We start from the raw sequence: 15,278 nt of genomic DNA, 5'->3' as shown, positions 1-15,278 counted from the left end.
TTTTGCGCACAAAAAAGGTCGTTCCGTTTGTTATAAGTTTCGGAACGCATCATGCTGCCATCCTCATCTCTTCGAGGGGAAGGCGCGTATCCATATCGAGATCAAAGACACCATATGGGTTGAAGTGGCTGTGCGGCAGCGGGTTCAGCGCTGCCATGTCGCGGGCGGTCATCTTTTCGCGCCAGGGGCGCTCACGAAGTACCTGCTGGATCATGAGCGTATTCACATAGACCATCGCCGCTTGCAGCAGGTGCAGGCTGAGGACAGAGATTTCATGATCGTCACGACGGTTGGACACCAGCTCATTACCATTGCCGTAGAAGATGAAGTCGTTCACCCCGTTCCAGCGCTCTATGACATTGAGCCCGGAATGGATTTCGCGGCGCAGCTCCGCGTTGCCGAGATACCGGCATAGAAAGATCGTTTTGACCGCCTTGCCCAATTCCAGAAGTGCCGAGAACACTGGGTGCGTTTGGCCCCGTGTGAAGCGGCGGAGGATGGTCTCCGCATCGGCTGTCCGCAGCTTGAGGGCAATCGCAAGGCGGATCATCTCATCGTAATGCCGCGCGATCAGATCCCAGTCGATGGGTCGGGCCGTGCAAATCGGCTCAATATTTGCGAAGCGGCGGTCGGCCTGCTTGTCTGCGCGGGAGAGTTTTTGGCCGGCGATACCTCTCAGGCGTGGCATCAAGTCGAAGCCAAGAAGGTGGCAAAAAGCAAACCCCACGACGCTTTGTCCGTGAGTATCAACAAACTGGCGGTCGATATCCAGGTCCGTGCCGTGGTGCAGTACGCCCTCAATCATGGACGCAACCTCGGAAGACGAGACTTGTTTCAACTGTGAATGGACACAGGTGGCCTGCTTATCGACATGCCAATAGATCATTACACCACGCCCGCCATAGCGCTGATGCCACTCGGTCATCAGGTTCTGGTCCCAGGATGCCAGTTGCGTGGAATCCGAGGCGCAGCTCGTACCCGAATCTCCCCAGATATCGGAGCTGCGAATGCGGTAGGTGGCATCTGCAATCCGGCGGGTTGCATCCTGCAGTGCTGTTTTGTGAATGAAGCGTTGCCGGATGTAGAGCAACTCCTTGTAGCTGACCTTATGGGGGCCCGCCGCAATGGCCTTGAGCCCGATATTTGTCCCGATCCCGAACAGGGCGAGCAAGAGACGCCGGGAGACCTCTTCCTGCGGCAAGTTCTGCCGAGACCCCGCTGCACGGAACAGCGGCGTGAACTCTGTGCGCAGATCGACTTCCTTCAGCACATCCAGAAGGCTGGTCATCGGCCACCGTCGGCCAAGCTCCGCTTTAAGGTCTTCCAACCCCACAGGATCAGTCTGTGGACTCAAGGGACGCAAGGATAGGCGCGCGCCTCCGGCCCGAGCCTTGAGTTTGACATCCCTGTTGGCCGGGAAGCCTTGATCAAAGGCGCTCAGGGCCTCTCTCATGCCGTCTCGCAACGCCTGGACAAACTGAGCCGCACTCTGGGGCTGATCAAGCAAGTCGAAGTAGTGCGCGCGGCGCGTATCAAAATCGGCTGGTAGATCTTGGTCCGGATCGCAATATCGCTTTGCACCCTCTATCCAGATTTCTTTTGTCCGCAGCTTCTCACGCAGAGTCTGAAGGACACATATCTCGTAGTTGATGCGATTGACGCGGACCACGTCTCCAGGGCCCACCTCGAGAACAATGTCTCGCCACTTGGGGCGAATAACACCGTCGATCGGAACCTCCTCCTCAGCATAAAATTGTGGCTTCCGGTCCGATGGCTCCGTCAATACGGCAAGGGCGGCCAACAACGGCTCGGCACTGGTGCTGCTCGTCCGGAACGTCAGTGCTCTCAAGATCACTGGCAGGACGCGCCGGTAATGCCGCGCATAAGAGCGGCGGATTGTATGATGCACGCGGGTCGTGAATGAAGGCGTGTCTGCCTGGTAGGTTTTCGCCAGCTCACGGATCGTCTCACGCGGGACGACCGGGTAGATGACCTGCGGGATGTCGCCTTCCGGCTGCCCATCGACTGCGAGCACGATCTTGCCCAAAACCGTGTCTTTGCTTTCCGCCTTCCGAAAGTCAGCGACATATTCCTTGATCACCTTACTCTCAGCGCGCGCAGATATCTTGTGGATGATGCTGATCACCAAATCGCCCAGATCATCTGTCAATTCTGCGGCTCTGATCGCGCAAAAGCAACTGAGCAGGGCATGCCGTACAGCCTCGGGACGGCGGCGCATGTCCCAAGCATCTTCGCTGGCGGCGCGGCGAGCCAGGCTGGCGATATGGTCTGGATGAATGCCCTCCAAGAGATGAGGCGGTAGGCCGATGGCACGAACCATCTCTAACCGCGCCACAGCATCCTGAACGGCCTGTACGCTTGCCCCGCCTGGACCTCGCGCAAGCTGCGCAAATCGCGATGCGGCCTCATCGGTCGTCAGCAAAGCATCCAAGGCGTGTTTGTGCGCCAACGTCAGCCGCCCTGAAATCTTGGCGTATTGCCTGTGATCGAACTGGCGTTCCGATTGAGCCATCAGCTTGTCCAAGCGCGATTGCTCTGGTCGGATGAAACGATTGGCTAGAAACCACGCTGTCATCCGCTCATCAAGCGCCGACACCTGCGGCGCGTTCGGCAAGACCTCAACCACAAGCCATTCCACAAATTCGCCAGAAGCGGCTCGATCAAATCGCCGCAGCCGCAAATGATCCGAAACCAGACGGCGATACCGGCGATCCGAGCGCTCTGGTACATCTGATGGCAGCGGACCGTCATACTCGATCTGTTCCGCCAAAAACTGCACAACAGCCTCTGGCATGGCATCCATTCGGTTAGGAAATCTGGCATGGCGTTGGAAAAACTTCAGGTAGTATCCGAGTACAAGCCGTTTCGGCCCAGGCAACCCCTTCAGCAGCGGCTGCTCTGAGGGTTGCAAAACCCAATGTAAACGCAGGGCCTCTGCTGACCAAAGCTGTTCCATGCACGCTCCAAGTTAATTTATATCGGAGCATATATACGGATCAGTCCGCCATATCAACTCAAAATGCACAACCAGAAAATGTGGCCGTTTTTGACCCCTTTCGTGCGTACAGGGCCGAGTTGCTGCGCACATTGGCGGGATGCGCAGTGAGATCGCTGATGGCGACGGTGAGAGGGGCAAAGCTTGTGGTCATGGGATATCCTTCCAGGTGGGTGAGGTGTGGCCCGCGCCTTCAAGCGCGTGACCAATCCCCGGCTTCAGGGATCACCACGACAAAAGGCCCGCTTCCGTAATGGGGCGGGCCTCTGTCAAGGGTTTCGGGCAAGTCAAAAATTCCGGCGAAGATCTCTTTCTTCACCGGTTTAAGACACAAATTCAGAAGCTTACTTTTTCTTTTTCACTGCAACCGTACGTCAGGACTGAAGGACACCCCCTGTCCGGGCTTCGCTCTTCCGTCCGTAGTCAGCCTCAAGGCTGCCACTCTATGCCTGGTCCAAATTTGGCCCTGGGTGCCCATCTTTCCCGCGTATTCAACGTTTGCCGATAACTTGCGGGCCTACGGCATCTCCAGGAACCTCGTCCCGGCAAGGGACCTCGTCGTACCTGTTGTCAGGTGCAGTGCGTTCCGCCGTACAATGAAGTTCAGGAATTGTTATTCTCAGACCGTTGCCGTGGGGCTCTGCGCATAGCGGAATGGTGTGCCGTCTCGCCACATCCGGTGCAAAACAACGCCAATGCGCCGCGCGAGTGCAATCAAGGCCCGTTTCGATCCACGCCTATGTGCCACTCTGAGAGCCCAGGCCTGGAGCCAGTTTGGTGACCCACGGTGCATCAGGATCATCGCCGCTTGATACAAGGCCGTTCGAAGGGCCCGGTCGCCGGCTCGAGTGATCTGCCCGACGATGTCCATTTCACCAGATTGCGTGCGCCGTGGCGTCAGCCCCGCCCACGGTCCAACATCCTTCGACCGCGCAAAGCGGGTTGGATCATCAATCGCGGATTTGACTGTCAGGGCGACGATCGGACCGACACCCGGCATCGTCATCATCAGACGGCAAACGTCGTCGTGTTTTGCCAGACTCGCGATTTTCGCGTCTAATTCAGCCAACTCGGCGCGCAACTGCGCACGCGCGCGCAAAAGGGCCTCGGTCGACGCGGACAGGATTTCATTCTGCTCAACCAGTTCCCTCACCCGAGCTTCGTACCTGATCCGGGTGACATGCCCGAGCTTCAGGCCAAAGTTCCGCAAAACACCCCGCATGGAAAGCTCAAGGTTGATGATCGCCTGTTGAACTGATTTTCTCGCCGTCAACAGAGCGCGGATTTCTTGGGAAGACACAGATTTGCGGTGCACCGGCCTGTACCAACCCATTTGAAGCAAGCGCGCAATGCCCTGAGCATCGCGCCTGTCGGTCTTGATCGGCATGGCTTTCAAAGCGGCCTTCACCAACCGTGTTTCCATCATGACCACGTCAAAGCCGGCCTCTTCCATCCCCTTGCTCAGCCATTGGGACAAAGGTCCAGCTTCAAGACCGATCACATCGATCGAATACGGCAGGGCGCCGATCGCGCGCACCAAGGCATCAGGCTCGCTCTCCGCCTGCAACTCTTCAACAATCTTCCCCTGCAGCCCCAGCACACAAATCGCCGTGCTTGCCAGAGATACATCCAGTCCGATAGTTACATTCATGTCGTTGCCCTTCTATTCTTAGGAATTGAGGCGCATGGAAACATACGACCTCGTAGACGCGCTGCAGGCGCATCAAGGGCAACGGCACTCCACATCATGCTGACAAACAAGCGAAACGTGCTCGATTCGCCGACAGCCCCATTACGGCATCTTTGCCTTTTTGAGGGGCAGCGGGCCTTCATCGTCTCAGATGTCAGGGGGAGGAGTCCCCTGCCCTTCTACCAGTCGCGCGCCAGCATGATGGTCAGCACACGGACGGTGGTGGCGGGATTATCCGGGGCCTCAGCCCCGTAGCGGAAATCCGAATCTGCCTCATAGAGATCGATTTTCCAGAACACGGTCTCGCCCCGGATCTCGACCGCGCCAAAATCGTGCCATCCCTCGGGGTCATTCTCAGGCTCGAACGTGGCAAACTCACCGGTTGCCTTCACCGCCTCGGCCATGAAGCCGTCACCGGCCTCCATGAGCGATCGGGTGACATGCATCCGGCCCTGGATGGGCTGCGCGGGCGGCACTCCAAGGCACGCGAGCTTGCGAAACGCGTCGTTCTGCGCCGCGATCACGGTCGGATCCGGACGGTCTGGCTGGGGTTGAACATTCATGGACATGGGGATCTCCTTTGAGAGGTTTGAAACACCCTTCTCAAAGCCCGCTTTTTCTTTTCCGCTTGGCGGATGAATCGAGGCCGAAGGCGCCCTACCCGAACAGCCCTTTGGGTCTGTAATTCGGGTTGGGGATGGTTTCGATCCAGCCGCCTTGTTCTTTGATGCTCTCGAGCGCTGCCGAGAGCGGATAAGCGCCCTCGGCAGCGCTCCACCAATAGGCACCGCGCTTGAAGGTGATGATCTTGCGGCGGCCGTCGTTGAAGCAGGCCACCCGCAGCGTTTTGGGTTCCTTACGTGACATGGGTGTCTCCGTTCTCCGTGCGGTCAGGCGGCCTCGGCACTGCGACCTGCCCTGCCCACCTCCGATCTGGCGATCAGATAATCACAGGCGCGCTGCGCGTCCGCGGCGTGCCGGAAGATCGCGCCCTTGTCCGACCGAAGGACCCGCAACCAGTTGTGCAGGTAGGCGGCATTCATCTCGAGCGTATGCGCCGTGAAGCCGAGCGTCTGACCCAGGAACACCGAGGTCAATTCCGCGACGATCTCCTCGCGCGCATAGGACGTGTCGCCAAACTTCGAGAACCCGAAATCGCGGTTCAGTCGATGGGGAGCTTTCGTGGCATGGGCCTTATGCCGATGTCGGCATAAGGCCCATAATGCCGCGCTTCGGATTATGCCGCACTTGTTCGGACGAGGGCTTGTTTCCTACGGTTCTTGTCGTTTTCCGGCTGCATAAGACTGTAGTTCAGAACCGCCATGTGAGCGTGGCGAACTGCGCAATTGGGGCCGGCGATCTGCCATTGGTGCAACCTTCAACCACATGAAGGAAACACTCATGAGAAATGACACACCATCAGGCCAGACAACGAAGCGAGAACAACAAGTGGGCAACCATGCCGGTCGCTTTGCCCTACAGATCGAGGCTGAGGGATACAGTCTCCGCTCCATCGCCAATTACAGGGCCACAGCCGATGCGCTTTGGGCAGCGATGCAGTCCGCAAACCTCGGTCCAGCTGACCTGACCGACAATCGCATGGAACGACTGACGGTGCCGATCATCGACGCCGCGTCTGTGAAAGACAAAAAACACTGTCGGTACCGCGTCAATCGGTTCAGGGATTACCTGGTTGAGAATGCGAGCGCACCGCCGCGTTCAGCGCCGCCCCTCGACATGTCTCCGAGGGCAGTGCTGAAACGTGAATACGAAACCTACCTTCGCAGTCAGCGCGGCTTGTCTCAGGACACGATCTATCACTGCCTGCGGTTTTGTGACCGGTTCCTGACAGCGAAGTTCAGCACCGGTTTGGGTGATCTGAATACGATCAAACCCGGTGACATCACCGGGTTCATCCTTCGACTGCGTGAGGCGCAAAACGCGCCACGCGACAAGACCGGCCCGTCACATCTGCGTAATCTGTTCCAGTTCCTGTTCTGGAGCGGCAAGACGGAGCGCAACCTGAGCAACGCCGTGCCAAAGGCGCGGCAGCCGAAACCGACAGGCATTCCGAGGTATCTGGAGCCGGAACAGGTCAACCGGCTCATTGAGGTGGTGCGCGGCCACAAGAAAACGGGCCGACGCAACTATGCAATGCTGATGCTGATCGCCCGGCTGGGCCTACGGCCCCCAGAGGTGACGGCGATAGAACTGGACGATATCGACTGGCGCGCCGGTGAAATCCTGATCCGCGGCAAGAGGCAGTTGCATGATCGGATGCCGATGTCGGCGGAGGTTGGTGAGGCGATTGTCGATTACATCAAGAATGAGCGCCGGGGCCCGGACCGCGCGCTGTTTGTGTCGGTGAAACCGCCGTTCAAGAGGTTCAAGGACGCTCAAATCCTTCGCTGGATTTTGCGGGATGCCTATGACGCGACCGGCATCTGTCCGCCACAAGCCTATATCGGCACGCACATTCTGCGGCACAGCCTAGCCACCGACATGCTGCGAAAAGGTGCGTCGCTGGCCGAGATCGGGGATGTGCTGCGACACCGATCTGCGATGACCACTACAATCTATGCGCAACATGATGTCGATGCTTTGCGCTCGATCTCGCGTCCCTGGCCGACGGCGGAGAAAATACAATGAAGACGCTTTCTCAACGACTTGACGAGTATCTGGTTCTTCGGCGTTCGATGGGTTTTGATCTATCCTTCGATGAACGGGTCCTCCGCAAGTTCGTCAGCTTTGCCGACGACAACGGGTTCCAAATCATCTCGACGACCTTGTTCCTTGATTGGAAGGCAAACTACGGCAGCGCGGACAACAACACTTGGTCTCATCGCCTTGGTATGGTGCGCAGGTTTGCCTTCTGGCTTGCGGAGCACGATAATCAGACCGAAATCCCGTCCAGCCAACTTGTCACAGGCCGATACCGACGACGGGTGCCCTACATTTACGCGCCCAGTCAGATCGCAGACCTTGTCGCCGAGGCCGGTCGGCTGCCGTCACCCTATGGCCTTCGGGCTGCTTTATGGCAGACTCTGTTCGGCTTGATCGCGGTGACGGGCATGCGGGTGAACGAAGCTTTGTCTCTGGATCAGAAGGACGTCGATCTTGACCGCGCCGTGCTAACGCTCAGAAACACGAAGAATGGCAAGGATCGTCGGCTGCCCGTCAACGGTGATACCGCCCATCGGCTTGCCCGCTATGCCGAGTTGCGGGATCGGCTGGTCGCGCAGCAATCGCCGCGGTTCTTCATCAAAGAAGATGGCGACCCGGCGGGAGATTGCGGGGCACGCTACAGCTTCGCGCAGGTCAGTCGAAATATCGGCCTTCGATCGCCGCAAGCCTTCAACCGCCACGGCCATGGACCACGCATCCATGATTTGCGGCACACATTTGCCGTCCACACCATCCTGGACTGGTTCCGCGATGGCCGGGACATCGAGGCCGAAATGTACAAGCTCAGCACCTATCTCGGCCATTCCGAGCCCAAGCATACATTCTGGTATATCGAAGCCGTGCCCGAGCTGATGCAGTTGGCGGCAGAGCGGGCCGAACGACGGGTACTGGAGGGCGCATCATGATCGCGACCTACCCATTGCCCATCTACGTGCAACGGTTCTTCACCGAACGGCTGTTGACCCAGATGCAGGCCAGTCCAAACACGATCGCCAGTTATCGCGACACCTTCCGGCTCTTGCTGAAATACGCGACAGCAGAGACCAGGTTGCCGCCGACTGAGCTGCATGTAGCCCACATCGATGCCGACATCATCGGGCGGTTCTTGACCTTTTGCGAGGAGAAACGCGGCAACAGCGCGCGAAGCCGGAACACGCGGTTAGCAGCGATCCGTTCGTTCTTCAAATATGTCGCGGGCTGTGAACCCCAGTTGTTGCATCATTGTCAGAAGGTGCTGGCGATGCCTTCCAAACGGCATGAAAAACGCGTCGTGGACTTCCTGACCCGTGACGAGATGGAGGCCTTGCTGAAGGCACCTGACCAGACGACCTGGTTTGGGCGGCGTGATCGGGTGTTGCTCCTCACGATGCTTCAAACAGGCCTGCGCGTATCAGAGATGATTGGCCTTCGTATTGGCGATGTCGAGCTTGGCACCGGAGCGCATCTCAGATGCATGGGCAAAGGCCGAAAGGAACGCGCAACGCCGCTTCGGACAGACAGTCGGGATGCATTGAAGGCATGGCTTGCGCAGTGCCGGACTGAGCCCAGCGATCCCCTGTTCGCAACCATCCGTGGCAGGCCGCTCAGCAGAGATGCGGTTGAGCGAATTGTTCGAAAACATGCGGCCACCGCCGCCTCGACCAGCTCGACGTTCAGATTGAAGCGCGTCACACCGCACGTCTTGCGCCACACCGCTGCAATGCAGCTTCTACAGAGCGGTGTTGATCGGACAATCATTGCCCTTTGGCTGGGCCATGAATCGATTGAGACGACACAGGTCTACATCCACGCCGATATCGAACTGAAAGAAAGGGCGATGGCTCTGACAAAGCCGGTTGACCAGATGGGTGGTCGATATCGACCGGGTGACGAACTCCTGGCATTCCTCGAAGCGCTCTGAATTATGCCGACGCGCCGCGCCGATCTAACTGAAACGCAACTGGTCGTTTGGATCGGCGCGGCATAATCCGAAGCGCGGCATTATGGGCCAGCTCATGGGCCCAGACCCCGTAGAAATTGCGCGGGTCCTGGAACCGCGTGATGGACGGCATGTAGACCTTGTCCACGGGCGGCAAATAGTAGGCCTCCGTGCCCGTGAAGACGGTTGTGATGTCGATGGCATCGAAAAACGCCTGCATATGCGGGATGGGCTCGGACTGCGGATGCTCGGGCACGGGCTCCGGGTCAGGGTAGAAGCTGTCGGGCAGGCCCTCGATCTGGCAGGCATTGAACACACGGTAGGATTTCTGGAAGCGGAAGATACGGGCTTCCTCGGAGTGATCATCCCCGTCGCTGTGATCATGCTCATCGCCGGCGTCTCTCCGGCTTTGACCGTAATAAACGACGACAGAGGACTTTTCGCCCTTGCGGACCTTTGCGTCCAACGCATTGGCCTGCGGCAGCGTCATCCAGAAGGGAGAGCTGTGGCCCGCCATCACGGTCCGCATCGTCAGCAGGAAGTTGTTCACTCCCTGGTAGGGTTCCCCGCCCACGCGCAGGGGGCGACAGCTGCCACCTGCGGTCCATGGCTTGCGCCACGGCAGGACGCCGCGCTCGATGATGCGGATGATTTCGTTTGTGATGACCTCTGAGGCATCGAATTTGGGCGTACGGGATCGGGCCATGGCTGGCCTCCTTTTCGAGTTTTGGTGAGAGGGAGTGGTGACTAGGTTGACCGACAGGGGCGCGGATCGTTGGCGATCCTGGCACCGAGGGCTTCGACCATGTCGATGTAGGTGGTCAGCGACACGGACTTGCCGGGACCCGAAGAGTCAGGGTCGACCGATCCGTCCCGCGCCACCCGCGGCAGGTTCGCGAAGGCGATGACATCGGTGACGAGTCGGATATCGATGAACGGCGTGCCACGTGCGACCGCAAGAGTGGCCAAGGGAAAGCGCTCGATCGGCGCGAAACTCGACACGGTGGTCAAGCCGAGGTGGATGAATGTCCCGCCCTCTCCGCAGATCACATGCGCGTTTGGCAATAACGCCGCCTGCTTCAGATAGCCAAGCTCACGCAGGACAGTCTCGCGCTCGAGCCGTTGTGCCTGCCCCGTCTGGCCGGTTCGGCGTAGTTCCTTGTGTCGCCACCACCAGGCAGCGGTCGCGCGCAACACGCGCAAAACACCTGTTTGCATCGGAATGCCCTTCATCAGGAAAGACAGACCGGAATCCGGCCCGGACCCATCTGAGGGACCCCAAAGGCCCTCATCCGTCAGTCACAAAACCCGAAGGACACTTTTACTTTTCGTGGACCAAACCCATGAAACACCCAACCGCCACCGAACTGTACTGGTACGACGGGATCAGAACTTCCACAGGGCCCATCGGCTAGACCTGTGGCGGTTCCTTCTTCACGAGATAGCCCAGACCGCTCAATCGGCCCGCAACTGCCAACTTCTTCGTAGAGCGTGCTGATACTTTGGCTTCCCGTCGATGTAGCGGATCGGCACCCTGGAAAGGGAAACCATGTTGATGAAGGCTGTTATGGGCATGATTTCTCATCGCGAATACCAAAAAACGCAATAACCTATTGTTATTAAATAGTTTTCCTACATCTGATGGATCAGATCATTCCGCAGCCAACATCAAAGCACTCTTTTGAATAGTTCGGGTGTCATGAAATCAAGAGATTGAGTTGCAACCGCTGTTCTGAGATGTCCTCGTCGTCCACTACGACCAAATCAGCGGAACGCGGGACCGCTGGCAACTAGCTGCTGCGCTTGAGGAGCCGATTGCCTCGCTGGCCATGTCGCCATTATCGAAGTGACTGAGAAGTTATGGGGTCCCCTTCCCAGCGCGCGGGAATTCGAGGATCGAACCCTTGGTCAAACGGTTTTGGTAACCATCGATCGTCTGCTCCTTGTGCGCTACGGCCCGTAGCCACGATATCATGCAACAGACATCCACAACCTACCTCTCAAGCATTAGCACCGATGAAGGTCAAGCGAATATCCGAGGCCAGGACCCAAATCGCCGTCAGCAGGCGCCGGATAGCGTAGAGCCAATTGTTGCGGGTATTCATCATCAGATCTCAGACATCGAAAAGGGCAGGGGCCGCGGAGGCGCGCAACTGCTAGGTTGGCTGCAGCGCAACACTCTGTATGTTCTTCGCTAGCCGCCTTTGCGCTACTAGCAGCGATGGTCACCAGCTGAGGTTTTATCATGATGATCGGGATGCCCTCGTCATCAGATCTTCGCCGCGACGAAGGCGAAAGCCACTTTCACGATCTCAAATATCGCCACACCTCAACCCCCTAACTTTTCTCTCTCGAACACCGTTTGTGTGCCGAGAGCCTACTTAACAGCTGTTAAGTTATGCCATGCCAGCCGCACGAGATCGGAGTTTAACAGCTGTTAAGCCGCGTTCCGCCGGCCAATCAATGCCATGACCATTGGGCCACAGGAAAACTCGCCTGCCGCAGCTTTGGTAGTCAGAGCTCGCAAGTATCCACCAGGCGATCTTATGTCGGCGAAGCGTTCCAGCATGGCAGCAACGACGATCGACGCTTGCTCCGGACCCATGAACCGCTGTGCTTCTTCCCATGCAGACGCACTGATCCCCATGGCTGGCCGCACATGGCACGCCGCATCGAAGAGCTGATGCCAATGCCGGATCTCACCTTGGTAGAAGGTCTTGAGCGAGGGACATGCCGCGATCACTAGGTGGAGCGGGATCTTTGGCAGGTGTCTTGTGTCCTGTTCATCAACGTCAGCCACCGGTTCATTCGTATCCACATCTGGCACACCCGCCGCCGCTCCGCTTTTTTCTAAAGCAGGTTCAAGATCTATAGATTCTTTATTTGAATTATGATGGTGACGCTCAGATTGGGCATCATTGGTGTTCATTTCTTCTGTTTCAGGGCCATCAATGATGTTGCGTGCCTGGTCAAGGAGAGCTTCAAGGTCGGCTCGATAGGCCGCAAGGTCCTCAATTGAAAGCTTGCGGCGAAGCGCGCGGGCTGTGAGGGCAGCCTTGTCGCGAAGCTGATCCCAGAAGCCTAGGCCTGGCTGCATCTCGTCTCCGAACTCTGCGAGGGCCGCGAGATCACGCCGCATGAGGCTTACGACCTCTCTCAGACGCCTGACGCGCTCCTCAGCCTCACGTACGGCCTCTGCCGCCCGTGCTATCTCCTCGGACTGGCAGTAGAGCGGGGAAAGATCGAAGCCAAAGGCGACGCGCTCTTCGCCGTGCTTGCGGACGTAGCGCTTTCCATTGGGGCTATCACGCCGCTGGAGCAAGCCAGCCTCGACAAGACGCGCGAGGTGACGACGCATAGTGGAGCAGGGCATACCATTCAGGCGCTCACAGATCGCCTTGTTCGAGGGGAAGACTACCATCTCGGCGTTCCCGCCAAGTGCATCGTCTGGAAAGAAGCTGAGAAGCCCCTGCAAAACAGTCAAATCACGTTCTGACACGCCAAAGGCCGCTTGCGCCTTGGAGAGCTCGCGCAGGAGTTCCCACTTGTTAACGGGTCTGGCCGGAACAGATGCCTCGGGTCGCTCGATGACGCGCAAATGGCCGTGCGAAATCGGCCGCATAAACGGCGAAATTGGTGTGTAATCCATGAAAATGTTCACGAAGACAAAAATTCTAGGGCCCGCGAATCGCTTTGCGCTTGCGGGGTAGGGGCTAGAACGCTACATTCAGAGGTGCGAAAACTGAGATTTTGTAGCGGGCTGATCCCGGTGCGAAACCTTACAAAGGTCTCGTGAAGCTAGCTTCTCGGGGCCTTTTTCTTTTTGCCTGTATCGTGCCTCCTTCTTGTTGGTTGCTCTTCCTCAGTCTTCTGAACGCTTCCAGCGCTCATGAAGCTCGGTAATCAGCTTTGGGGCATTGCCCTCCAACCAGCTGATAAAATCAGGTTCATCCGTCGTCAGATCGAGTTTAAGCTGCTTGCCTTGGCGGCCGGTCTTGACCGTCGCAGCTCCGACACCGGGGATCGCCAAAGCAGGCACGCCTTTTCTAGACGGGCTTGCTTTCTTCTCTGCGCTCTTTGCAGCTGCCAGAACTGCGAGAAACGCACGCTCAGAAACCTCATCGACCGAGCCGGAACTTTCGGACTTAGCTGCATGAGCTACGGCTTGCAGTTGGTCTCGATCACCGTCGTAGGCACCCAAAGCCTTTTTGAGCTCTTCCCATCTCGGGCGACCAATCCCGGGAGCCGCACCAATTGCCTGGATGAGTTCTTCGCCGACCGTCCGAACGACACTCAAGAGTTGTGAAACCCCAGCTTCGTGGAGGTTAAGGACTTCGGCGACACCTCGATTGGTGCGCTCAGCCCCTTCCAAATGATCACCGTCCAGAAGTGCCGTCGCAACGAGCGCACGCTCAATAAAGCTCAGATCACGACGCTCTTGGTTCTCGAGAAGCTGATCTCGAAGCGCTTGATCACCCTCAACCTCTGTGACGATGGCTCGAACTTTGATACCGAGTTCGCGACATGCTTCTAAGCGTCTGCGGCCATAGATCAGGTTGTAGCGATCGCCTTCCAGTGGGCGGACCAAGACAGGCACACGCTGACCGTTCTTGGAAATAGAGTTCTTCAGGCCCTCAACTTCAATCTGAAGCCTGTCATCCAACCGTCCTTCGGTAACAATCTGCGCCGGATCGATCTCAAAAACACCGCCACGCAGTCGGCGCCCTTCAAGAGCGTCAGGAGCGTTGCGAAGGGTCTGCAGCGGCAGGCCAAGTTTAGGCTTTCTTGCCATTCCGCCCCCATGTGTTCTGGATGATTTCAGCGATCTCATCGTTCACTGCGTTCATAGATTCGATCGCACGATCAAACGTCTGACGCGTGAAGTCCCTCTTGTCAGCTTCGTAGAGCGTTTGCTTGGTCAAGCCGGCATCAGAAATTGCGGTCGATTCAACCATGTGATTGGTCAGGACCGACCTCCCAAACAGCCCGCGAATGAAGGCGATGACTTCGGTTTGTGGCGCGTCGCCGACTTTGTATCGCGTTGGCAAGAAGCGCAGCCAATCGAAGCGCAGATTTGCGCCTGCATCCCTGATTACTCCCAGGAGATCCGCCGTCATTCGCAGGAATTGGGACATCGACATAAGGTCAAGCATCTGCGGGTGAACCGTCACGAGGACGCCCGAGGACGCGGAAAGTGCTGACATCGTCAAGAAACCAAGCTGCGGCGGGCAGTCGATCACAACAACGTCGTAGTTCGCTTCAACACTATCGAGTGCGTCATGAACTCTCGCGAAGAACGCTTTCGCTCCGCCTCGCTGGATAGCAGCAGGCGTCTCGTGCTCGAACTCCATGAGTTCAAGGTTGCCTGGGATGAGATCAAGGCCGCGAATGTAAGTCTTGCGGATCACTTCGGAGATCGGAACCGGATCGTCGTAGCGAACGGCATCATAGAGGGTTCCGCCCTCCATGAGGTCGAGTTCTGGCTGGATTCCGTGAAGAGCCGAAAGAGATGCTTGGGGGTCGAGATCGATCGCAAGAACTCTGTACCCCTTGAGCGCCAAGCGCTGAGCGAGGTGAGCAGACGTCGTCGTTTTGCCGCTTCCGCCCTTGAAGTTCACCACTGAAATGACTTGAAGCTCGTCACCGTCGCGACGCCCAGGCACGTAAGTTCCAGACTTTTTTGCGTTTCCTTCAAGCGTCTGCCGGATTTCCCAGATATCGTCGAGCGTATAGCGGCGATGACTTCCCGCCGTCGTCTCGACGTCAACGATCTTTCCTTCTCGATGAAGCTTCCGAAGATAGGTATGGTCGACGCCAAGGAGCTCAGCAGCTTCGCCGCTGGTCAAAGTGCGCATCACCTTCTTTGCATCCGGTGGGAAGTGCGCAGCGCGCTGAGCATGCAGGTTCGACGCGAGAAGTTCCGCGTAGTGCCCGATGGCGATATCTAGATCCTGTTCTGCTTCGCTCAT

Annotated in this window: 11 protein-coding genes and 2 pseudogenes; 3 read left to right on the top strand and 10 right to left on the bottom strand. The window is 57.7% G+C overall.

The annotated features are described in order from the left end of the window. Positions 1-49 precede the first annotated feature (49 nt). The 5 genes and pseudogenes from JZI28_RS21695 to JZI28_RS21675 form a co-directional block, all read right to left on the bottom strand. Positions 50-2,977, bottom strand: a complete 2,928-nt coding sequence (locus JZI28_RS21695; protein ID WP_375698918.1) for a Tn3 family transposase — start codon at positions 2,975-2,977, stop codon at positions 50-52. 658 nt (positions 2,978-3,635) lie between these two features. After that, positions 3,636-4,667, bottom strand: coding sequence for an IS110 family transposase (locus JZI28_RS21690; protein WP_102888756.1), 1,032 nt, complete (start codon positions 4,665-4,667; stop codon positions 3,636-3,638). A 218-nt stretch (positions 4,668-4,885) separates the two neighbouring features. After that, complete coding sequence (locus JZI28_RS21685) at positions 4,886-5,275, bottom strand: DUF3768 domain-containing protein (RefSeq protein ID WP_102888755.1); 390 nt, start codon at positions 5,273-5,275, stop codon at positions 4,886-4,888. 88 nt (positions 5,276-5,363) lie between these two features. Further along, positions 5,364-5,573: a DUF6330 family protein gene (locus JZI28_RS21680; protein ID WP_005617043.1), complete on the bottom strand. Its 210-nt coding sequence runs from the start codon at positions 5,571-5,573 to the stop codon at positions 5,364-5,366. Positions 5,574-5,596: 23 nt separating this feature from the next. Next, positions 5,597-5,899, bottom strand: a pseudogene (locus JZI28_RS21675) (zincin-like metallopeptidase domain-containing protein); the annotation flags it as partial. 208 nt (positions 5,900-6,107) lie between these two features. Here JZI28_RS21675 and JZI28_RS21670 point away from each other — a divergent pair. The 3 genes from JZI28_RS21670 to JZI28_RS21660 are packed head-to-tail and all read left to right on the top strand — an operon-like array spanning position 6,108 to position 9,291. Next, on the top strand, positions 6,108-7,355 hold the full coding sequence (locus JZI28_RS21670; protein WP_375700280.1) for a tyrosine-type recombinase/integrase: 1,248 nt from the start codon (positions 6,108-6,110) through the stop codon (positions 7,353-7,355). Beyond that, positions 7,352-8,296: a tyrosine-type recombinase/integrase gene (locus JZI28_RS21665; RefSeq protein ID WP_375700279.1), complete on the top strand. Its 945-nt coding sequence runs from the start codon at positions 7,352-7,354 to the stop codon at positions 8,294-8,296. The genes JZI28_RS21670 and JZI28_RS21665 overlap by 4 nt, the downstream gene beginning before the upstream one ends. Beyond that, complete coding sequence (locus tag JZI28_RS21660; RefSeq protein WP_375700305.1) at positions 8,296-9,291, top strand: tyrosine-type recombinase/integrase; 996 nt, start codon at positions 8,296-8,298, stop codon at positions 9,289-9,291. The genes JZI28_RS21665 and JZI28_RS21660 overlap by 1 nt, the downstream gene beginning before the upstream one ends. Positions 9,292-9,322: 31 nt before the next feature. On the opposite strand, the pseudogene JZI28_RS21655 reads toward JZI28_RS21660, so the two are convergent. The 5 genes and pseudogenes from JZI28_RS21655 to repA form a co-directional block, all read right to left on the bottom strand. Further along, positions 9,323-10,015: pseudogene (locus tag JZI28_RS21655) on the bottom strand (ArdC family protein); the annotation flags it as partial. Positions 10,016-10,056: 41 nt separating this feature from the next. Further along, a complete protein-coding gene (locus tag JZI28_RS21650; RefSeq protein ID WP_254683654.1) occupies positions 10,057-10,527 on the bottom strand; it encodes a hypothetical protein in 471 nt (156 codons plus the stop codon). A 1,219-nt stretch (positions 10,528-11,746) separates the two neighbouring features. Continuing rightward, on the bottom strand, positions 11,747-12,958 hold the full coding sequence (gene repC, locus JZI28_RS21645) for a plasmid replication protein RepC (RefSeq protein WP_375700278.1): 1,212 nt from the start codon (positions 12,956-12,958) through the stop codon (positions 11,747-11,749). A gap of 213 nt (positions 12,959-13,171) precedes the next feature. Beyond that, complete coding sequence (gene repB, locus JZI28_RS21640; protein ID WP_102888752.1) at positions 13,172-14,101, bottom strand: plasmid partitioning protein RepB; 930 nt, start codon at positions 14,099-14,101, stop codon at positions 13,172-13,174. Then, positions 14,085-15,278, bottom strand: coding sequence for a plasmid partitioning protein RepA (gene repA / locus JZI28_RS21635; RefSeq protein WP_048535388.1), 1,194 nt, complete (start codon positions 15,276-15,278; stop codon positions 14,085-14,087). The genes repB and repA overlap by 17 nt, the downstream gene beginning before the upstream one ends.

Origin of the sequence: Pseudophaeobacter sp. TrK17, from assembly GCF_042192375.1 — a bacterium.
GTDB lineage: Bacteria > Pseudomonadota > Alphaproteobacteria > Rhodobacterales > Rhodobacteraceae > Pseudophaeobacter.
This window is presented reverse-complemented; position numbering and strand designations above follow the sequence as displayed.